The sequence below is a fragment of the Butyrivibrio sp. FC2001 genome (assembly GCF_000424125.1).
In the GTDB taxonomy this organism is placed as follows: Bacteria; Bacillota; Clostridia; order Lachnospirales; family Lachnospiraceae; genus Butyrivibrio.
Genome location: NZ_KE384132.1, coordinates 793,008 through 813,122, shown reverse-complemented (window position 1 = coordinate 813,122; position 20,115 = coordinate 793,008). Strand labels below are relative to the sequence as shown.

The window sequence follows — 20,115 nt, the reverse complement described above, 5'->3', positions numbered from 1 at the left end:
CCCTATACTTTGTTAAAAAAATACGGCGGAGGCACTTTGGCAGAAATGTCAAAGTGCCTTTTGCTATGTAAATCTAAATCTTTCATTAAAAAATTCTTTAAATCGCATTTTTATAAATGTTGCATGGTAAAATTTTAATGTAATTATTGTCTATTTTCTTATGACCAGGGGCTATTATGAGTAAAAAAAGTGGAAACGCAAAAATGATATCAAGGCTGATGCTTCATCTTTTGCCGGTTCAGATCATGTTTGCGCTTATAGGAAGTGTAAACGCAATTGTTTCCAGTTACTTTGCGACTAATTACATAGGCATAGATGCAATGACTGCAGTAGGACTATATGCACCATTAAACCAGCTGATTTCGGCACTCAGTTCAGTCTTTGTAGGTGGTGCTGCGATTATATGTGGTAAATATATTGGACAGAATGACAGAGATGAAGTCAAGGCAATTTTTACCGGAGACATAACTATTACCGCTTTGCTATCTATAGTTATTTCACTGGTGCTGGTAGCTATTGGAACTACTCCCATGGTCTACATGTTCACACAGGATGAAAACGTTATCCCTTTTTTTGGAAGGTACCTTTTAGGTCAGGCTATAGGTATAATTCCATTTATTGTTGGAAATCAGCTGACAGTATTTCTCTCCCTTGAAAACAGGCAGAGACTATCGGTAGTAGCCAGTGTGACATTTATATTTGCAAACTTATTCTTTAATTATTTATTTGTCCAGGTGCTCAGGATGGAAGCCTTTGGACTGTCACTTGCTTCTTCACTTGGAATGTGGGTGTTCTGTCTGGTTGAAGCTTTGTACTTCATGTCAGGGAAATCCTATATCGGTTTTGCTATTTCCGCATTTAATATAAAGAAAACTTTCAAAGTATTTACCAAGGGTATTCCCAGTGGCCTTTCATATATATATCAGGCCGGAAGAGGTTTGATCGTAAACGCACTTCTTGCAGCGTATGTTGGAAGCGCCGGTATTTCTGCTTTCGGTACTGCGAACAACTTTATGGGACTTTTCTGGGCAATTCCGGGTGGCATGCTTGCTGTTTCACGATTACTCATAAGTATAGGCATGGGTGAAGAGGATAAGCATGCACTCACAGAAATCATGAAGGTTATGCTGACAAAATATATGCTGATACAATGCGCTGTTAGTGCAGGAATTATAGCATTTGCCGTTCCGTTCACCAATATTTTCTATCATGATCCTACGCAGCCGGTTTATCTGATGACAGCGTGGGGATTTAGGATTCTTCCACTTTGTATGCCGTTTTCTATACTGTGTATGCATTTTACATGCTATGCACAGGCATCAGGAAAAAATGTTCTTATCAATATACTTGCAATCGTTGACGGTGTTATAGGTGTTGCAGCCGGAGCGTCATTTTTGATTGGCTCCATTGGCATGAATGCAGTTTATATTGCCAATGTTATCAATGGAGTACTGACTACAATAATTATTTTCCTTTATGCAGCTGTAAATATTAAACATATACCTCGAAATCTGGTAGACCTGATGGTATTTCCCGAGGACTTTGGTGTGCCTGATGATCATGTACTTGAGCTCTCAGTCCACAAAATGGATGAGGTGGCAGGAATTTCCGAGAAAGTACAGGAATTTTGTGAGAGAAAGGGAATTGATCACAGAAGATCAATGATCGCAGGACTTTCCCTGGAAGAAATGGCAGGAAATGTTGTTGCCCATGGTTTTACCAAGGATAAGAAGAACCATTCTGTCGATATTAAGACCGTTACAAAGGATGACACCCTTATTCTCAGAATAAAGGATGACTGTGTAGCGTTCGATCCTGCAACCAGAAATAATATAGACGATGCAGATGATATTACTAAGAACATAGGCATACGTATGGTTTACAAGCTTGCAAAGGATGTTACCTACCAGAACGTACTGGGACTGAATGTACTTACATTGAAATTATAAAAGAAAACCTGAAAGTGTATCACTTCCAGGTTGTTCCGTAATAGGTTTCTCTGTATTTTTTTGGTGTCATTCCGGTATCCTCGAAGAAGAGCTTACTAAAATGACTTTGTGAAGAGAATGAGAGATAGTTGGAAATCTCTATAATAGAATAATCGCTGAATCTTAAAAGGTTCTTGGCTTTATCGAGCTTTACATTGCGGATATAATCGCTGGGGGATATCCCGAGCTCTTCCTTAAAAAGCCTTGAAATATGACTTGTGGATGTATCCAGATGGTCAGCCAGATCATCAATTGTTATTCTGTCATTTACATTGGCATAAATGTAATTCAGACATTCATTGGTGGTCTTTGAGAGATTCGCGTTGTGGCGAAGGTCCTTCATTCGCACTGTGTAGTCCATTACCATCTTTGAGTGGAGATTGGATAATTCCTGTATGGAGCTTATGTCGTCAAGCTTTTGTATATAAAAATCGCTTAGCCTGAAGGCTCGTTCCATTTCCATTCCTTTTTCTGTACAGATTCTGGTGATGAGCGCAACACTGACTACAAAGTGATATTTTAGATTTTGAAGAGGATCTCTTGATAATGTTCCAGTTCCGTTGGAATCAAGGAACCTGTGATTGTCGATATTGTCCTGAATGGCGTCGATATCACCATTTGCCACACTTTGATAGAACATGTATTCATCGTTTTGCTGACGGTGAGTTACCTCGTTCTCTGATAACCTTATTTCGTTTTCTTCCCAAGCTTTATGAAAATCCATAGTACACCTTTGTTGATAAAATAGTAATTTCTTAATATGATTATACAATAGAGTTTTGTATAAAAAAGGGGATATTAAAAAATGAACGAAGAGAGAGGGAGTTTTGGCTCCAGACTAGGCTTTATTTTAGTTAGTGCAGGATGTGCTATCGGAATAGGAAATGTATGGAAATTCCCGTATGTTGCCGGTGCTAACGGAGGAGCAGTTTTTGTACTTTTTTATCTGGTGTTCCTTGTTCTTATGGGAATTCCGGTAATGACCATGGAGCTGGCAATAGGAAGAGCCAGCGGTAAGACGGTTGTCCGTGGATATCAGAAGCTTCAGAAAAAGGGGCAGCACTGGCATATACACGGATGGCTGTGTATGCTTGGCTGTTATCTTCTGATGATGTATTACACAACCGTATCAGGCTGGATGGTCGACTATTTCTTTAAATTTGCTTCCGGACAGTTTTCAAGGATTGATCCCGAAAATGTGGGAGATGTATTTACTTCCATGCTTGCAGATCCTGAGGAGATGGGCATATTCATGGCTCTTACAGTAATTTTTGGCTTTGGAGTGCTGAGCCTTGGTGTTGCTGATGGCCTTGAGAGAGTAAACAAGATTATGATGATTGGACTTCTTGCTCTTATCATAGTTCTTGCAGGTCATTCACTTACACTTAGTAATGCCGCTGAGGGCGTGAAGTTTTACCTTCTTCCCGACTGGAACAGAGCTATGGAGGTGGGAATAGGAAAGGTTATAAGCGCTGCCATGAACCAGGCCTTCTTTACACTAAGCCTTGGAATCGGCGCCATTGAGATATTTGGAAGCTATATGTCAAAGGATCATACTCTTACAGGAGAAGCAGTGAGAATTTGTGCGCTTGATACCTTTGTTGCACTTATAGCCGGACTTATCATTTTCCCTGCATGCTTCAGCTTTAATGTTGAGCCAGGTCAGGGGCCTTCACTTATTTTCATAACTCTTCCCAGAGTATTTATGAATATGAACATGGGAAGGATTTGGGGAACACTTTTCTTTGTATTTATGACCTTTGCAAGCTTTTCAACTGTTACAGCTGTATTTGAGAATCTGGTGGCGTTCCTTTCAGATAATTTTGGCTGGAGCAGAGGCAAGTCTATTCTTGTAAACGGTGCATTTATTCTGATCGCAAGTATTCCCTGTGTTCTGGGCTACAACGTGTGGAGTGATCTCCACATCATAGGAGCAAGGGATGTCCTTGATTCTGAGGACTTTATTGTAAGTAATCTGCTTCTTCCCGGCGGATCACTTATATTCTTGCTTTTTTGTACAACTAAATTTGGCTGGGGATTTGACAAGTATCTTGCAGAGACAAATACAGGATCAGGTCGCCAGATGCCTGCCTTTTTGAAAAACTATTTTAAGTTTGTTCTTCCAATATTGATACTTATTATATTGATTCAGGGACTTATTCCTTAATTAAAGCTACATGAATAGAAAAAATGAACTCCGCCTCAGATTTGAGACGGAGTTTTTGTTCACATAAAAATGTTTTTATTTTGATTTCTTAAGAAGCTCTTTTGAAAAATCGATGTAATCAAGACAGGTATTGCACTTGGGGGCGTAGTCTATAAGGAGTTTTTTAGCTTCCTGTGCTTCCTTTGTCTTTACGCATTCGCGGATGACGGTCTTAAACAGACGTGTATCCATTTTCTTGGCAACCTGTTCTATGTTGTCACGGGTTTCTCTTTCAAGATTGGACCTGCCTGAGTACCTGACAAGAAGGAGACCTGCGATAGACAGATTTTTGTTCTGACGCTTCTTCACTGACATGATAGTGTCGTGGAGCTGCTGAATACCCTGCATGGCATAGGAGTCTGCAGTTACGGGAATGATAACCTTGTCAGCGGCGATAAGGCAGTTATAGAGAATTACGTTAAGTGAAGGGGCAGTATCGATAACGATATATTCGTAGCCCTCAAGCTCATCAAGAGCGTCCTTCAATCTGTAAAAGCCCTCAAGGTCACCGTCAAGCATCTTCTCAGCTTTTACAAGCAGAGGGTCGGATGCAACGATGTCTCCGTTTTCTGTGTGCTGAATTGCTTCTGAAATAGGAAGCTTGTCTGAGTCAATGATTACGTCGTAAAGAGTTGCGACGTCTTCAATTTTAGCTTCATAGGTGCTGGTGCTATTGCACTGTGGATCAGCATCTATTAAAAGTGTCTTTGCCTTCTTCCCCAAAATTCCGGCAAGATTTGTTGCTGTTGTACTTTTTCCAATACCGCCTTTTTGATTGGCGACTACAAATATTGTAGACATTTTTCCTCCTCCTTAGAAGTCAATAGAACCGTTGACCTCATCGTTAACAACGTAGAATACTTTCTGTTCTTCAGGCTTTACATAGACATCAACCTTTTTGAAATCAGCCTCGGAAACGCCCTTTAATATGGCATCCTCCTTGATCTGCTTTAAAAGCTCATCTGTGTTACGATCCTTGTTCTGAAACTGAACTACAATATTTTTCTGTGCGCTGGCAAAGCTCCCTGTTGCCTCAAGAGCTCTTTTGACGCTGCTTTGTCTGGCCATGATGGATCCCCCTTTGCTGTTGTTTATGAATTTTTAATATTTTATCACATATACGAGGAAACTTGGCGTTCAATTTTTATTAAGATTATGAACACAATTTGATAACAAAACCTTGTTACCATCTTTATTAGGGTTTTTTATGGCAAAAAATTTGGAAAGGACGGTATGAAAATGGGTTTACTTGAACTGAAAATTGCGGAGTTTGTTGGAAACTATTCCAGAAATCACGGCTATCAGCCTACAGTGGAAGAGCTTATAAGAGTATTTGGATTACCTATAATTATGTATAAGATGTTTTATGTACTTAATCTTTACAGGATCGGAATGATCCGTAATTCATTATTCTTCGGAACAGGGAATCTGCAGCTGATTCCCATGAAGTGCAACTAAATATGCAAAATAAAATCACAGTCTTATTAAGCTGTGATTTTTTTGTGGAAGCTACATGTCTCTGTCGCTGTGGATGTCTATGGTGTAGTCGGGATAGCTCTCAGTGAGGTGCATCCTTGCGTGGTCAACTACTGCGTCAGGGTATTGTGCATCAAAGCTTACAATTACATCCAGATCAATGCTTTTTTCTTCAATATCTATGTGAACTCCATGAACCTGTAATATACCATCTATATGCTCAAGGCGCCTTATGATCTCATCGCGCATATCATTGCTTTCGCTGTTTACAACGCATATACCTATCGCACTGAGGATAATGTTGTAGGCATCAAGAACATCATCCTTTATGTGGTGACTTATCTTATAGATCTCATTGGCTGTCATATTGCTGTCCACATCAATGACAACAGAGCCTATAAGTCTCTCGGGACCATAATTGTGGAGAACAAGATCATGGACATCTAAAACCTCTTCAAAGCCTGAAATATACGCCTTTAGTCTGTCAGCAAGCTCTCTGTCTGCGCGTTTTCCCAGGATATCATTCATATCGTCTAAAAGAAGCTCAAAACCGGCTTTGATAATACAAAGCGCAATTAAAAGACCTATATATGCATCTATCTGTATATGGGCAAAAATAGACAGGATTGCCGATACCAGAACTGCCAGTGAAATCATGCAGTCATTTATCGCGTCCTGTCCGGATGCAATAAGGGCGGGAGATGAGTTTTCTTCTCCGCGGTGCTTTACAAAGTTTCCAAGGGAGTACTTTGTGAAAATTGTGATGAGAAGAATTAAGATGCTATAGCCTGAATAATTGGTAACAGTGGGCTTTAGGATCTTTTTTATGGATTCAAAGCCGGCGGTCGCTCCTGCATAGATAATGATTATGGCTACAATTACAGCACTGATATACTCGATTCTTCCATGTCCCATGGGATGGTCCTCATCAGGTGCCTTCTCGGAGAGCTTTAAGCCTGCTATGGTGACCACGGAGCTCACTACATCAGTCAGGTTGTTCAGGGCATCCATAAGCATAGCGATAGATCCCGCCATCACTCCGAATATGGACTTTATTATTACAAGTCCGATATTGACCAGAATCCCAATGAGGGAGGTATGCAATATTTTTTTATATCGTAGTTTTGTCTTTTCGTTTTCCATAGAAATATTATACAGCGAAGGCGCAGTGAATGATAATAAAAAAATCCCGCTGTTGATTGACTTTAGCATGTTTGGAAGTGCATAATTGTGAGTATACTTTTTTTAGATAAGGTTGGAGATTTTTGATGACAAATTTAATACTTCTTATCGGTAATTCCATTTTGCTGGGAATAGGACTTGCGATGGATGCCTTTTCTGTATCTATAGCTAATGCAATGGCCGATCCGGCCATGAGTCCCAGGAGAAAAAATGTAATTGCAGGTACTTTTGCGGGATTTCAGTTTCTGATGCCTCTTCTTGGATGGATATGTGTACACACGATTGCTACCTTATTCACTCAGTTCCAGGCTTCGATTCCCTGGATTGCCCTGATTCTTCTTTCATATATCGGCGCGAAGATGCTTAAGGAAGGAATTGTTGAGCAAAAGAGCGATGAACCTGTAGAGAAGGAGCCCTTAACCTTTAAGCTCCTTATGATTCAGGGCATTGCCACAGCGATAGATGCGCTATCAGTAGGCTTTACGATTTCAGACTACGGGGTAGCAGAGGCAGTTGCTTCGTCGCTTATTATCGGAGCGATGACCTTTGTTATATGCAGAATAGGACTCCGCCTTGGAAGAAAATTCGGACTTAAGCTTGCGGGAAGAGCTACCATTGTAGGCGGACTCATTCTTATCGGCATTGGAATAGAAATATTCGTAAAAGGAATTTTGGGCATTTAAGGAGATAATGAAAAATGGCAACAATCAATTCTGTTGAACAGCTTACAGAAAACAGATTTGTGAATCTTTTCCATGTAAAGGGTGAAAATGATAAAGGACATCAGGCTAATTACTATGTGGCATCAAGGTCAAAAACAAAGGATGATCTGATGATAACCACAGGTAAAAACGTGGCTGATGGTGTATCAATCTATGCACTCTGCGGAGAAAATAAGGATAAGGTTGTACTCGTAAGACAGTACAGATATCCCATAGATACTTATATTTATGAATTTCCGGCAGGGCTTTGCGAGCCCGGCGAGGACTACAAGGAAGCTGCAGTAAGGGAGCTTCATGAGGAGACAGGACTTGATTTCCATCCCCTTGATGTGGATCCTATGTACGAGCTTCCCCGCTTTTCATCAGTTGGAATGACCGATGAATCCGTAGCGATGGTGTTTGGATATGCTGACGGCAAGATTACAGACAAATATCAGGAGGCCAGCGAAGAGATTCAGGTAGTTATAGCAGACAGAGACGAAGTGAGAAGAATTCTCAGGGAGGAGCACGTGGCAATTCTTGCAGCCTATCAGCTCCAGCACTTCTTACATGATGAGGATCCGTTCGCATTTTTGCAAAAATAAGTTTCACAAAGTGGCTGTAGCGCCAGATGGTTAAATCATCTGCCTTCTCCCTTGGGGAGAAGTTGGCACGAAGTGACGGATGAGGGGAGAAGGGAGAAAAATGTCAATAAGAGAGAATCTACAGGACGTAGAAAAGAAAATACAGGCCGCCTGTGACAGAAGCGGTCGCGACAGAAGCGAGGTTACACTTATTGCTGTAAGTAAGACCAAGCCAGTATCTGACATAAGGCAGGCTATGGACTGCGGAATAACAGTTTTCGGCGAGAATAAGGTTCAGGAGATAAGGGATAAAACCGAGGAGATAAAAGAGCCTCTTCATTGGCACATGATAGGACACCTTCAGACCAACAAGGTAAAGTATCTTCCCGGAAAGGTGGATATGATCCACTCCGTTGATAAGCTCAGCCTGGCTGAGGAGATAGAGAAGCAGGCAGCAAAAAATGACCTTGTAATGGATGTTCTCTGCGAGGTAAATATGGCAGCTGAGGACACAAAGTTTGGACTCACTCCGGAGGAGACTCCCGAGTTTGTAAGAACAATAGCAAAGCTTCCTCATGTACGTGTCCGTGGTCTTATGACCATTGCTCCTTATACAGATGACCCGGAATCAAACAGGGTATATTTTAAGGGCCTGCGAGAACTTCTGGAAGCTCTGAAGGCTGAGAATATTGAAGGAACACAGCTGGATACCCTTTCAATGGGTATGACCGGTGATTACGAGGTTGCAATCGAAGAGGGAGCAACCTTTGTAAGGGTTGGAACCGGAATATTCGGTGAGAGAGATTACTCTAAAAAGTGATAGCGAGTTTACCAATTTTTCATATTCATTTAATTGATAATATACCGCTTGGACTTTAGAATAATTGTAGGGCTTTTTAATCATTTTTTTAGCCAAATACTTCGTCGGAGCTGTCTGATGCTTAGAACAATGCCTCTTACAAAAAATCTCACACTGGATCAGATCAATCATCTGATAGATACCGGTCATGTTTTTGTGGCACCACTTGGCATGAACAGGACGGCTTATATTGTCATAAATCACAAGCCGTTTATGGTTGTTGTGACAGATGTTTCCATTAATGGCATTCAGCTTTCAGGCTCCTGGTATACCTGGAATGAGCTTGAACAGATGGGCGGAGTTTTTGAATCGGAATTCGAGGCACTTAAGGCTGTGGCCAACGGTGCATAATATATCGTGTTTTACGAAATAAAGTTTTTAGGGGGCTTCAAGTGACAGAAGTTTTTTACTATGCAGAGGCTAATATAGCCTGCATGCTTATTTTGGGGCTTGTTCTTGTTAAAATCAATCAGGGCATAGATCGTCAGATTTCAACAATAGTAATAAGACGCATGATTTGGATTATGATGGGTTACTTTCTGTCCGATGCAGTGTGGGCGCTGTTTGAGGGCGATGTATTTCCTGTGAACGAAAGCGGAATGTATATTATTACTATTATTCCATACGGATTCATTGTGGGCTGCAGCTTTTGCTGGTTCATATACTGTGAGCTTCTTCAGCAAAACAAGAATATAGTCACGGCGAGATCCTTGATTCGCAGCTCGATTCCAATGCTTGCAGCGATAATAATGATAATATTCGGCTCCTTCAGAGGTTACGTGTTCTATTTTGATGAAAACGGAACCCTTAAGTATGGTCCGCTTTACGCGATATTCCTGCTTATTCCTACAGGATATATGCTGTATTCCTCTGCAAAGGGCTTCTATAGAGCCTACACCCAGGAGCGTTACCTTGATAACAGCCTTTATTTTGTAGTAGGTATTTTCCCTATCCTGCCTCTTGTGTGCGGCGCTCTGCAGTCGATTTTCCTTACTACACCGATCATGTGCTATGGCGCAACACTTTCTGTGCTGATTGTTTATCTTACTTCTATTGAGAATCTGGTATCCATGGATTCACTCACTCAGGTAAATAACCGTCACCAGATGCAGAGATACCTTATGAGAAAAATGAAAGCACCGTCTCCCGGACTTTCACTTTATCTGATGATCATCGATGTTGACCATTTCAAGGAGATAAATGACACCTACGGGCATGTGGAGGGTGATAAGGCTCTGGTCCGTGTGGCAACAGCAATGAAGGAAGCATGTCAGGCACACAGAAACCGCTTCTTTGTATCGAGATATGGCGGAGATGAGTTTATTATCATCGCTGAAACAGAGTATAAGGGCGAGGTCAACTGGCTCTCTGACAAAATAAGGTCAAGCGTTCGTATATTGAATGAGAAGGCGGGAGCACCCTATAACCTGTCTGTCTGTGTCGGAATTGCTGAATATGATTTTGCATCACCAGTTCCGATTCCATCACTGATAGCAAGAGCGGATACGGACCTTTACCATATGAAACATGCTAGAAATGAGTAAAATTTTCGGGCTGCCGTATAGCAAATCGGCAGCCCTTTTCCTTACATATCTGCTATAATTGTTTGTATAAATTATTCTTAATTATGGGGGTATTGCCATGCAGATTTATGTTTCACAAAGCGTAGTTCGAAGTGGCGACGGAACGAGAAATCATCCATTCCGCTTTATTCAGGAAGCTGCTGACATTGCGCAGCCTGGTGATATTGTAATAGTTGCACCGGGCATTTACAGAGAATATGTTCATCCTGCTCACGGCGGTACAAAAGATAATCCTATTGTCTACTGTACTACTGAGCCTCAGGGCGCCGTTATTACCGGAGCCGAGGAGATAAAGGAGTGGGAGCTCTTTAACGGAGATGTATGGAAGGTAAGTATCCCGAACAATATGTTTGGTAATTACAATCCATATACTACGATCCTGGAAGGTGACTGGTGTATTCCCGGGAAGATTAACCATACAGGTGAAGTGTTCCTGAACGGTAAATCCATGTATGAATCCGAGACACTTACCGGTGTTGAGAAGCCTGAAGTGCGTAAGGATTCCTGGGATCCGGAGTTTAGCGTATATGCCTGGTACACGGCTCAGGACATGGATAATACGGTTATCTTTGCCAATTTTCATGGAAAGAATCCAAACGAAGAAAATGTCGAGATCACTGTCAGAAGAAACTGCTTCATGCCACTTGAAAACGGCATAAATTATATAACTGTTTCAGGCTTTGCACTGAGGCAGGCAGCTACTCAGTGGGCTCCGCCTACGGCATATCAGGACGGTCTTATAGGACCTCACTGGTCAAAGGGCTGGATAATCGAGGACTGCGAGATATCAGAGTCCAAGTGCTCAGGTATTTCACTTGGAAAATATCTGCAGCCTAATAACAATAACAAGTGGACAAAGACTTATATAAAGGACGGCACTCAGACGGAAAGAGATGCTGTCTGCCAGGCTGTAAATGAGGGCTGGGATAAGGAAACTATAGGCTCACATATTATCAGAAGGTGTGAGATCCATGACTGCGGACAGACAGGTATTGTGGGTCACCTAGGCGGTATTTTCAGTATTATTGAGGATAATCACATCTACAGGATAAATAATAAGCATGATGTTGATGGCGCTGAGATTGGCGGCATTAAGATGCATGCTGCTATTGATACGATTTTCAGAAGAAATCACATTCATCATTGTACGAGAGGTCTGTGGCTTGACTGGCAGGCTCAGGGAACGAGAGTCACCCAGAACTTCTTCCATGACAACACGCCTCCGGAAGGTTGCGAGATTACAAACGGTCTTGCGCTGGGAGAGGATGTCTTTATCGAGGTTTCCCATGGACCTACCCTTGTTGACCACAACATTATGCTCTCGGATATTTCCTGCAGACTCAGTACCCAGGGAATTGCTCTTGTGCATAACCTTTTCTATGGCTCATTTTCATTTGTTGGAGAGGGCACGGATAATGGTGGTAAGAGATTCCAGAGCTGCAGATACACGCCTTATCATGTTCCGCATTCCACTAAGATTGCGGGCTTTATGACGATACTTCACGGAGATGCAAGATTCTATAACAACATCTTCGTACAGAAGGAAATAAGGCAGGATCTCAGGGACTATGTTCATTCCGTAGGCTTTGAGTCCCTTAATCTTTACAACTTTATCTGCGGAACCAAGCCCTATGACGGATATCCCACAAGAGAGAAGTATCTTGCCACATTAAAACCCATGTCAGGAGACTTTGCTACTCCCGGTGAAAATGACAGATACTACGATCATCTTCCTATCTACACAGGCGGCAATGCATTCTTTAACGGAGCGCAGCCCTGCGATAGTGAGAAGGGTGCATATATTGAGAACAATCACACCGTCAGGATCATGGTATCAGAGGAGGATGGACAGTTCAGACTCCATACCAATCTCTACGAGTATCTGCCACGGAGCATGACCTCCATGATCTCCACGAAGGTTCTCGGCGAGGCATTTGAGCCTGAGCAGCTTTTTGAAAATAACGACGGCACAGAGATTATTCTTGATACGGATTATTTTGGAAGGAAAAGAAGTATCCATCCACTTTGCGGACCCTTCGAAGAGGGTGCGGGAGACCGCTTTACAGTGGCTTATCCTACCATGGGAGGCCGCGCAATATATCATCATGATAAGCACCGCCTTGAAGGCCGCGCAAGAAAAAGAATTTCTCAGAGGGAGTTTTCTGAGGTAGAGCCTGAGACTTCACCCTGGGGAGATTTTGAGACCGGTCCTGAGGGAGAGGGCAGCTGGGAGGCTGCTGAAAAGGAAGACGAGATTGTAAGGGTTCAGGCTGACATCACCATGACAGGCTGTGAGAATATAACCTTCCCTTATAATGGAACACTTTTCCAGGTTCAGGATATATTCGTAAGAGGTAATACTGCGTGGCTGAGGGATATGAAAACCCAGAAGCTTGTTGAGGTAGACTGCGAATATGGTATATACTCTGAGAGGAAAAGATGGAGTGTAAACTCCCTGCAGTCAATTGATGTAAGTCGGGATCCCAATATGAGCGGACTTGCTCAGACAGTTGGAACACTTCTGTGTGTACTTAGTAAGAGCATGGCTCACGATCCCACGGATGCCTGCAAGGCCATAAGCACAAGGGTCAACAAGGCTTTAGAGCCCAGGATCACAATGAGACTTACACCAAAATATCTGAAATTTATACAGGAGAAAAAATTTATCTCACTTGAGGACGTCATTTACAGAGTAAAGACAGCTCCGATTGAGCCTGTCACTGAGATTGTAGAGAATCTGTGACATTAGATTTATATATATAATGGAAAAACGTGCAAACTGGTACAAACTTGATAATGCAGCAAAGATCATTCCCTCCACGGTTCGCGGAGCAAATACGAGAGTATTTCGTATTTCCTGCGAGCTATTGGAGGAAATAGATCCTGTCATTCTACAAAGGGCACTTGATGAATCTATCGTCGAATACCCTTTCTTTAACTGTGTCCTGAGGAGGGGACTTTTCTGGTACTACCTTGAGGACAGTAATCTGTCCTGTACTGTTGAGGAGGAGCATCTTCCTGCCTGTAGTCCGCTTTATCTTCCCGGAAAAAAGAACCTTTTATACAGAGTTTTTTATTACAAGAGAAGAATAAGCATAGAGATGTTCCATGTTCTGGCAGACGGAACCGGTGCTTTCATGTTCTTTAGAAGAATGATCACAAGATATCTTGAGATTGCCCATGATTTTCATGTGGATACAGGGTTCTTCGCTGAGGAGATAGCCTCTCTGGAGGAGAGAAACAAGGACGCATTTACTCATTACTATCGCAATCAGAAGGGATTAAAACAGCTTAAGACACTGGCAAGAAACAACGCCTACCAGCTTCATGGTGAGATTGACAGTAACAATGAATCCCACATAGTTGAAGCCTGCGTGTCAGCTGAGAGATTTAAAGAGCTGGCAGTGAATTATGGTACAACAGTAGGAATTCTTAGTACCTCGATTTACATTCTGGCCATAATAGATACAATGTCTGAGGCTCAGAAGAAAAAGCCGATAGTTGTAAGTGTTCCTGTTAACTTAAGGCAGTATTTTCAGTCCTACACAGCAAGAAACTTTTTTGGCGTTATCAGCATAAAGTTCGATCCCTATGACTATGATGGAACTCTTGAGAGCGTAATAGAAGAGGTGGATGATGCCTTTAAGCAGCAGCTTGAGCCCACCAGAGTAAATTCAACCATGAATTCCTATGCGGCACTTGAGCATAATATAGCGATCAAGGTTGTTCCGCTTTTCATTAAGGACTATGCCATAGGGCGTTTTGATGCCGCAGCCAAGAAGGGTGTTACAACATCAATTTCCAATATGGGACTTATAAAAATGCCAACGGAAGTAACACCGTTTATCGACAGATTTTCAGCCTTTATGACTGCAGCTAAGGAGCAGATCACTATATGCAGCTTCGGCGATAGGATGGTGTTTGGAGAGTGCTCTGCATTTACATCACATCCCACAATGCTGAATCTGTGCAGAAGACTGACGGCGGAGGGACTTGGCGTTGAGCTTAGTACCAACGATTTTGATATCCCTGTTCATGAAAAGAAAACAAAGGAGAGTAAGTAATGTATTATTGCCCGAAATGTAAAATTGTAATAAGGGGAAATAAGTCCTGCTGTCCTTTGTGTGAGGGTAAGATTCTCGGAAGGCAGGACGTACTCAGAACAGGAATCGATGAGAAGATGTATGACATCGACGAATTTTCAGAGGATGATGAGGCTCCTTATCCGACCCTTCCTGAGAGAAGGATCAGCGGAGTTACCTTCGTGAAAATCTGTACCTTTTTACTGGCTGTTACCATTGTAATGTGTGCCGCGATCAAGTATCTCTTCGGAGATGCCGTGTCATGGACGGGAATGGTGGTGCTTGGAAGCATTGTGCTGTGGCTTGATATCCTGGCAATAATGAGATATCGGTACAACATTCTGAAGGTCTTAACCGTGGAAGTTATCGTGGCGATCATAGTCGATTATTACATTGATAAACAGACCGGTTTCTACGGCTGGAGTGTCACCTGGATGATTCCCTTCTGCCTGGTGGGACATACGATACTTAGCTGGATCATCGCCAAATTCATGAAGCTAAGATTTGAGGAATATATTATTTATATCGTAATTGATGCAGTTATGGCCTTTCTCCAGATGATCTTTATCTGGAACGGTGAAAACAAGCTTCCTTACGCTGCAGTATTTGTTATAGCCGGCTTTGCCATAGCTCTTATTGCAACAGTTTTATTCAGATTCAGAGAACTTCGAAGTGCAACGCAGAGGATGTTCAACGTATGAATTATAAGGAAAAACGAATACTCCGAAAACAGCAGTTAGGGCAGCAAATAGGAGATTTTCTAGAGAATTCCATAGATAAAACGATGGTGGATCGTGACCTTATAGCACCGGAGCTTCCTAAGGAGCCGGAGGAGAAAAAGTGGTACAGGGTCATTATTCCCATGGGCTTATCAGGAGATGGATCAGGATACCATATCTATGTAAAAATAGCTGATCCTAAAAAACTATGTATTTTCTTTTCAGGTGGCGGCGTAGCGTATGACGAGTACACTGCGGCAAGACCCATCACAGGTGGCAAGGTTGCTGCCGATCTTCCGAACTATTATTGGAATAACCTTCGTCCTTTGACGCAGATTATGAATATAGACCTTGGCATAATGAATCTCAAGGACCCTGAAAATCCCTTCAGGGACTGGAGCATTATCGATATTGCTTATGCTACGGGCGATTTTCATGTTGGTGATAATGACTTCCCCTATGAGGGTGAGGATCACGAACAGCATGTACTGCATTTCCATGGCTATCGTAATTTCCTGGAGTCCATGAAAATTTCAAAGCAGCTTTTTGAGACTCCCGAGCAGCTTCTTATTGCAGGTAACAGCGCCGGAGCATTTACCGTGCCTGCCCTTACAGATGAAATTCTTAGGGACTGGTATCCTGAGGTAAAGGACGTGACACTGCTTTCGGACAGTGCGCTTCTTCTATACTCCAAGTGGGAGTATACAGCGAGAAATGTCTGGAAGGCTCCGGAGCATATATGTGATGCGATAAAGTCGGATAATATAACCCTTAGCTGGTACAGGAATCTGTATGCAAAATATGGTGATAAGCTGCGCTATCTGTACTCGAGCTCCACGAGGGATTATGTCCTTACGGCTTATTATAACGACATTACCAACAAGACCTATAAGACGGATTCCGATGTTCAGGATGCATATCTGGGTCAGTTAAAGGAGATGGTGCATGAGCTCAAGGCTCTTTCTCCTTCCTTTGGGATGTACATAAATAACTGGACACTTCCGATTGTTACCAAGGGCGGTACTGTTCATACTGCGGTCAGAGAACCCTATTTTACACGCTTTACCCAGGATGATGTCAGCATGGCCAGATGGCTCTACGATGCAGTGAATGGGAATGTCTATGACATTGGAATGAATTTACTTTTGGACTAAACTTTTTACCCCCTTATGCCGAAATAATCTTTGTAAAATAATAATTTGGTATGGGGATTTGTGCTTATGCGAAGGCGTAGGGGGAAAATAAAACAGACAATCAGAAATACTATCCTTACGTTATCCTGTATTACCTTTCTGGTAGTGACAGGTATTTTTGCTGTAGAGATATATCAGGAGCAGGTTAGCAGCGCTAACATGAAAAAGGTACAGGCTATGGCAGCGGTCTCAGTTTCGGAATCCAAGGCTGCTATGGACGCTATAAATGAGTCTCCTGAAGAGCAAAACACGAATCTTGTTTCCCTCAAAATCGAATACCTTTACAAAAAGAATAAGGACCTCACGGGCTGGCTCCGAGTGAACGGGTCTGAGATTGATTATCCGATCATGTATAGAGATGGGGATAATGACTATTATCTTCAGCATGACTTCTTCGGGAATGAAGACAGAAACGGTCTTCTGGTTTTGGATAAAAGATGCAGCTTTGACCTGTCCGATAACCACCTTCTGATACACGGACACAACATGAAATCAGGGGCTCTTTTCGGAACCCTAAAGTACTACAAGGATGATGCATATCTAAGAAAGCATCAGGCAGTTGAGCTTGATACTCCCTCTGAGCAGAGGTTCTATGAGGTTATCGCTGTTGTTGATACCACAGCTAACGGTGAGAAAAACGGATTTAATTACGCAGATTATATTCATATAGATAACAAGGAAACCTTTGATAGTTACGTGGCGAACTTAAAGGCCAGATCAATGCACAAAATAGCTGCAACCGCTTCCTATGGGGATCAGCTGCTGACTCTTTCCACCTGTGACTATACCATGAAAAACGGAAGATTACTGGTGGTTGCCAAGAGAGTTGGATGATTTTGAAAGGTGTGGTGATACGAATGAAAAAGATTAAAATGCTTATAGTTATTCCGATGTGCTGCATGCTTATGATGACACCTGTATCTGCTATTAAGGCAGGCGCTGTAACGGTGGATATAAAGGATAATTATAATGCCGGACTTTTGCAGGAAGAGTCTGATTCCAAGAATGTGGATTATACCATGGAGGGAAGTGCTGCGGATGCGGCTTCTTCGACTTCATCCTCATCGGCAAGCTCATCAGCTTCATCCAGCAGTGCAGCTTCAAAGAGCTCAAGCGCAGCTTCTTCAGCAAGTAGTACGGCATCCTCAGCTGCGTCAAGCGCTGCATCAACAGGAACTACGGTAACGCCTGTGTCTACCACGCAGACCACGGATCTCCCCAAGACCGGAGATGACGACAGAATACTCATAACATTTATTGGAATGCTTGCCAGCTTTTCGATTTTCTTAACAGCTCTTGTGGCAGGAAAAGGTTTTGGCAAAAATGCGTAAAAGAGGAATCACAAAATCATATAAAATGCCAATAAACAGACTATTAATTATTTGTTATAGTGATTCTAGAAAGACCATTTATTGAGGGGGGGATTTCTATGGTACATATTGTAGCATCTATTTTAATTTTAATTGCGGCAGTCATCTGTTGGTTCATTCCGAGGACGGCTCCGGAAGAATGACTTAAAGACTAAGCCATCGCGTAGCCGATGGCTTTTTTATTTCATAAAAAAGCGCTCCGCAAGGATGCACACTCGCGCGAGAATTTCGCAAGCGAAATTCTATTTTATGAGGTTATGTGATATCTTAAATATAGCAATTATTTTTAAGAGGGGATAATCTAAGATGTTTTATAAGAGATTTGCAGAATATCAGGATGAATTAAAATGGCTTTACAATGAGCTTTATAGCAATGATGAGCAGGCCTATCAGTACTTTGTGAAGATGCTTCGCGAGTTTTACGACAACAGAAGCAAGGAGCTCAAAGAGTGGGATATTAAAAAGGAAGCGGATCCCGGCTGGTATACCGGCTGCGATATGCTTGGAATGCTCATGTATACAGGCTGTTTTGGAGGAACACTTAAGGGCGTACAGAGTCACCTTGATTATGTGGAATCCTGTGGCGTTAACTATATCCATTTGATGCCGCTTCTGGAGAGCCCGAAGGATAGAAGTGACGGTGGCTACGCTGTTTCTGATTTCAGGAAGGTTAATCCAGAGCTTGGAACAATGGAGGATCTGGCTGAGCTTTCTCATGAATGCCATAAGAGAGGCATGAGTGTATGTCTCGATTTTGTCATGAACCACACAAGTGAGGATCATGAGTGGGCTGTAAGAGCAAGGCGCGGAGAGAGGGAGTTTCAGGAAAGATATTTCTTCTTCGATGACTGGAATGAGCCCAATGATTATGAAGAGACCGTTCCGGAGGTTTTTCCTCAGACGGCTCCCGGTAATTTTATCTGGTGTTCTGAAGCAGGAAAAGTCGTTATGACCACCTTTTATCCATATCAGTGGGACCTTAATTACAGAAATCCCACAGTCTTTAACGACATGACTGCCAACATGCTGTTTTTATGTAATCAGGGCGTTGATATCATCCGCCTTGATGCGGTTCCCTATATATGGAAGACCGTTGGAACAAGCTGCAGAAACCTTCCGCAGGTACATATACTTGTAAGGCTCATGCAGATAGCGGCTAAGATAGTGTGTCCCGGAACAATACTCCTTGGCGAGGTTGTAATGGAACCCTCTAAGGTTGTTCCTTACTTTGGAACTCCTGAAAAGCCTGAGTGTCAGATGCTATACAATGTTACGACAATGGCCAGCACCTGGCATACGGTTGCAACTAAGGATGTCAGACTTTTAAAGCATCAGCTGGGGCTTGTATTCAATCTTCCCAAGCAGTACATTTTCCTAAATTACCTAAGATGCCATGATGACATCGGCTGGGGACTTGATTATGACTATTTGAGACAGTTTAAGATTGAGCAGGTTTCACACAAAAAGTACCTGAACGATTATTTGAGAGGTGCCTTGTATGAGTCCTCCTCCAGAGGAGAGCTCTATAACGATGATCCCAAGCTCGGTGATGCAAGACTCTGCGGAACTACAGCTTCCCTTTGCGGAATCGAGGCTGCTGAGTATGAGATGAATTTAAATAAATTGGACTGGGCTATAAGACTGGACATCATGCTCCATGCCTTCCTGTTCACACAAAGCGGCATTCCTGTTCTTTACAGCGGAGATGAGATAGGTCAGCTTAACGACTACGACTATCACAAGGATCCTGTTAAGTGGTCTGACTCCAGATACCTTCACCGCGGCGACTTCAACTGGGATAACGCCAAGAAGCGCAGGAAAAAGGGCACAAGAGAGAATGCTCTTTTTAACGGCATAACGAAGCTGGCCAAAATAAGGAAAAAGCACCGCGTATTCGACAGTAAAGCTGATGCGTGGATCGTTGAGACCTACAATAATCATGTACTTGGAATCGGAAGATATTACGAGAATGAAAAGCTGATAGCGCTCTTTAACTTCGGCGACTATGATGAACTTGCCTATATCAACGAGGAGGGCCCTTACAAGAACCTCATGACAGGCAAGAGATTCGATGCGAAGAACGTCACCGTTCCTGCTCACGATTTCTTGTGGCTTTGCATGACATATAAGAGATAGGCCCAGAAGTTATAGGGAAGAACAAAAAGCTGCGTA

General features: G+C 42.5%; 19 protein-coding genes. 15 read left to right on the top strand and 4 right to left on the bottom strand.

What is annotated here, in order from left to right; all coding sequences use genetic code 11:
• Window positions 1–176: 176 nt before the first annotated feature.
• On the top strand, window positions 177–1,949 hold the full coding sequence (locus tag G601_RS0117250) for an MATE family efflux transporter (RefSeq protein WP_026666066.1): 1,773 nt from the start codon (window positions 177–179) through the stop codon (window positions 1,947–1,949).
• Between the two features lie 19 nt (window positions 1,950–1,968).
• Here G601_RS0117250 and G601_RS0117245 read toward each other — a convergent pair whose 3' ends face one another.
• Window positions 1,969–2,712: a helix-turn-helix domain-containing protein gene (locus G601_RS0117245; protein ID WP_026490965.1), complete on the bottom strand. Its 744-nt coding sequence runs from the start codon at window positions 2,710–2,712 to the stop codon at window positions 1,969–1,971.
• Between the two features lie 81 nt (window positions 2,713–2,793).
• On the opposite strand from G601_RS0117245, the gene G601_RS0117240 reads away from it, so the two are divergent.
• Window positions 2,794–4,155 (top strand): sodium-dependent transporter, encoded by a 1,362-nt coding sequence (locus G601_RS0117240; RefSeq protein WP_026666065.1) that lies wholly within the window; start codon window positions 2,794–2,796, stop codon window positions 4,153–4,155.
• A 75-nt stretch (window positions 4,156–4,230) separates the two neighbouring features.
• Here G601_RS0117240 and G601_RS0117235 read toward each other — a convergent pair whose 3' ends face one another.
• Both G601_RS0117235 and G601_RS23915 read right to left on the bottom strand, forming a co-directional pair.
• A complete protein-coding gene (locus G601_RS0117235) occupies window positions 4,231–4,995 on the bottom strand; it encodes a ParA family protein (protein ID WP_026666064.1) in 765 nt (254 codons plus the stop codon).
• 12 nt (window positions 4,996–5,007) lie between these two features.
• A complete protein-coding gene (locus G601_RS23915; protein ID WP_035790860.1) occupies window positions 5,008–5,262 on the bottom strand; it encodes a DUF6465 family protein in 255 nt (84 codons plus the stop codon).
• A 165-nt stretch (window positions 5,263–5,427) separates the two neighbouring features.
• On the opposite strand from G601_RS23915, the gene G601_RS0117225 reads away from it, so the two are divergent.
• The gene (locus G601_RS0117225) at window positions 5,428–5,652 is read left to right on the top strand and encodes a hypothetical protein (RefSeq protein ID WP_026490962.1); all 225 of its coding nucleotides are present in this window, start codon (window positions 5,428–5,430) and stop codon (window positions 5,650–5,652) included.
• A gap of 51 nt (window positions 5,653–5,703) precedes the next feature.
• Here G601_RS0117225 and G601_RS0117220 read toward each other — a convergent pair whose 3' ends face one another.
• Window positions 5,704–6,813: a cation diffusion facilitator family transporter gene (locus tag G601_RS0117220; RefSeq protein ID WP_026666063.1), complete on the bottom strand. Its 1,110-nt coding sequence runs from the start codon at window positions 6,811–6,813 to the stop codon at window positions 5,704–5,706.
• Between the two features lie 125 nt (window positions 6,814–6,938).
• On the opposite strand from G601_RS0117220, the gene G601_RS0117215 reads away from it, so the two are divergent.
• From G601_RS0117215 to G601_RS0117160, 12 genes are all read left to right on the top strand, one after another.
• Window positions 6,939–7,535, top strand: a complete 597-nt coding sequence (locus tag G601_RS0117215) for a manganese efflux pump MntP (protein WP_026666062.1) — start codon at window positions 6,939–6,941, stop codon at window positions 7,533–7,535.
• A gap of 14 nt (window positions 7,536–7,549) precedes the next feature.
• Window positions 7,550–8,158 (top strand): NUDIX hydrolase, encoded by a 609-nt coding sequence (locus G601_RS0117210; RefSeq protein ID WP_026490959.1) that lies wholly within the window; start codon window positions 7,550–7,552, stop codon window positions 8,156–8,158.
• 100 nt (window positions 8,159–8,258) lie between these two features.
• Window positions 8,259–8,957: a YggS family pyridoxal phosphate-dependent enzyme gene (locus G601_RS0117205; RefSeq protein ID WP_035790856.1), complete on the top strand. Its 699-nt coding sequence runs from the start codon at window positions 8,259–8,261 to the stop codon at window positions 8,955–8,957.
• A gap of 117 nt (window positions 8,958–9,074) precedes the next feature.
• Complete coding sequence (locus G601_RS0117200) at window positions 9,075–9,347, top strand: hypothetical protein (protein ID WP_026490957.1); 273 nt, start codon at window positions 9,075–9,077, stop codon at window positions 9,345–9,347.
• A gap of 41 nt (window positions 9,348–9,388) precedes the next feature.
• A complete protein-coding gene (locus G601_RS25375) occupies window positions 9,389–10,540 on the top strand; it encodes a GGDEF domain-containing protein (protein ID WP_051200574.1) in 1,152 nt (383 codons plus the stop codon).
• A 97-nt stretch (window positions 10,541–10,637) separates the two neighbouring features.
• On the top strand, window positions 10,638–13,322 hold the full coding sequence (locus tag G601_RS23905) for a right-handed parallel beta-helix repeat-containing protein (RefSeq protein WP_081673580.1): 2,685 nt from the start codon (window positions 10,638–10,640) through the stop codon (window positions 13,320–13,322).
• A gap of 19 nt (window positions 13,323–13,341) precedes the next feature.
• Complete coding sequence (locus G601_RS0117185; RefSeq protein WP_026490956.1) at window positions 13,342–14,643, top strand: hypothetical protein; 1,302 nt, start codon at window positions 13,342–13,344, stop codon at window positions 14,641–14,643.
• Complete coding sequence (locus tag G601_RS0117180) at window positions 14,643–15,362, top strand: DUF6320 domain-containing protein (protein WP_026490955.1); 720 nt, start codon at window positions 14,643–14,645, stop codon at window positions 15,360–15,362. Before G601_RS0117185 ends, G601_RS0117180 begins: the two co-directional genes overlap by 1 nt.
• Window positions 15,359–16,534: a pectin acetylesterase-family hydrolase gene (locus tag G601_RS0117175; protein WP_026666060.1), complete on the top strand. Its 1,176-nt coding sequence runs from the start codon at window positions 15,359–15,361 to the stop codon at window positions 16,532–16,534. Before G601_RS0117180 ends, G601_RS0117175 begins: the two co-directional genes overlap by 4 nt.
• Window positions 16,535–16,600: 66 nt before the next feature.
• Window positions 16,601–17,407 carry a class B sortase gene (locus tag G601_RS23900; RefSeq protein ID WP_051200571.1) on the top strand — a complete coding sequence of 269 codons (807 nt, stop codon included), beginning with the start codon at window positions 16,601–16,603 and terminating at the stop codon, window positions 17,405–17,407.
• Window positions 17,408–17,430: 23 nt separating this feature from the next.
• Window positions 17,431–17,904, top strand: coding sequence for an LPXTG cell wall anchor domain-containing protein (locus G601_RS0117165; RefSeq protein WP_155834559.1), 474 nt, complete (start codon window positions 17,431–17,433; stop codon window positions 17,902–17,904).
• A gap of 345 nt (window positions 17,905–18,249) precedes the next feature.
• On the top strand, window positions 18,250–20,079 hold the full coding sequence (locus G601_RS0117160; RefSeq protein WP_026490952.1) for an amylosucrase: 1,830 nt from the start codon (window positions 18,250–18,252) through the stop codon (window positions 20,077–20,079).
• Window positions 20,080–20,115 lie beyond the last annotated feature (36 nt).

Excerpts from the sequence above, each read along its gene's own strand:
- G601_RS0117250 (WP_026666066.1), top strand. The coding sequence starts at position 177 with ATGAGTAAAAAAAGTGGAAACGCAAAAATGATATCAAGGCTGATGCTT.
- G601_RS0117245 (WP_026490965.1), bottom strand. The coding sequence starts at position 2,712 with ATGGATTTTCATAAAGCTTGGGAAGAAAACGAAATAAGGTTATCAGAG.
- G601_RS0117240 (WP_026666065.1), top strand. The coding sequence starts at position 2,794 with ATGAACGAAGAGAGAGGGAGTTTTGGCTCCAGACTAGGCTTTATTTTA.
- G601_RS0117235 (WP_026666064.1), bottom strand. The coding sequence starts at position 4,995 with ATGTCTACAATATTTGTAGTCGCCAATCAAAAAGGCGGTATTGGAAAA.
- G601_RS23915 (WP_035790860.1), bottom strand. The coding sequence starts at position 5,262 with ATGGCCAGACAAAGCAGCGTCAAAAGAGCTCTTGAGGCAACAGGGAGC.
- G601_RS0117225 (WP_026490962.1), top strand. The coding sequence starts at position 5,428 with ATGAAAATGGGTTTACTTGAACTGAAAATTGCGGAGTTTGTTGGAAAC.
- G601_RS0117220 (WP_026666063.1), bottom strand. The coding sequence starts at position 6,813 with ATGGAAAACGAAAAGACAAAACTACGATATAAAAAAATATTGCATACC.
- G601_RS0117215 (WP_026666062.1), top strand. The coding sequence starts at position 6,939 with ATGACAAATTTAATACTTCTTATCGGTAATTCCATTTTGCTGGGAATA.
- G601_RS0117210 (WP_026490959.1), top strand. The coding sequence starts at position 7,550 with ATGGCAACAATCAATTCTGTTGAACAGCTTACAGAAAACAGATTTGTG.
- G601_RS0117205 (WP_035790856.1), top strand. The coding sequence starts at position 8,259 with ATGTCAATAAGAGAGAATCTACAGGACGTAGAAAAGAAAATACAGGCC.
- G601_RS0117200 (WP_026490957.1), top strand. The coding sequence starts at position 9,075 with ATGCTTAGAACAATGCCTCTTACAAAAAATCTCACACTGGATCAGATC.
- G601_RS23905 (WP_081673580.1), top strand. The coding sequence starts at position 10,638 with ATGCAGATTTATGTTTCACAAAGCGTAGTTCGAAGTGGCGACGGAACG.
- G601_RS0117185 (WP_026490956.1), top strand. The coding sequence starts at position 13,342 with ATGGAAAAACGTGCAAACTGGTACAAACTTGATAATGCAGCAAAGATC.
- G601_RS0117180 (WP_026490955.1), top strand. The coding sequence starts at position 14,643 with ATGTATTATTGCCCGAAATGTAAAATTGTAATAAGGGGAAATAAGTCC.
- G601_RS0117175 (WP_026666060.1), top strand. The coding sequence starts at position 15,359 with ATGAATTATAAGGAAAAACGAATACTCCGAAAACAGCAGTTAGGGCAG.
- G601_RS23900 (WP_051200571.1), top strand. The coding sequence starts at position 16,601 with ATGCGAAGGCGTAGGGGGAAAATAAAACAGACAATCAGAAATACTATC.
- G601_RS0117165 (WP_155834559.1), top strand. The coding sequence starts at position 17,431 with ATGAAAAAGATTAAAATGCTTATAGTTATTCCGATGTGCTGCATGCTT.
- G601_RS0117160 (WP_026490952.1), top strand. The coding sequence starts at position 18,250 with ATGTTTTATAAGAGATTTGCAGAATATCAGGATGAATTAAAATGGCTT.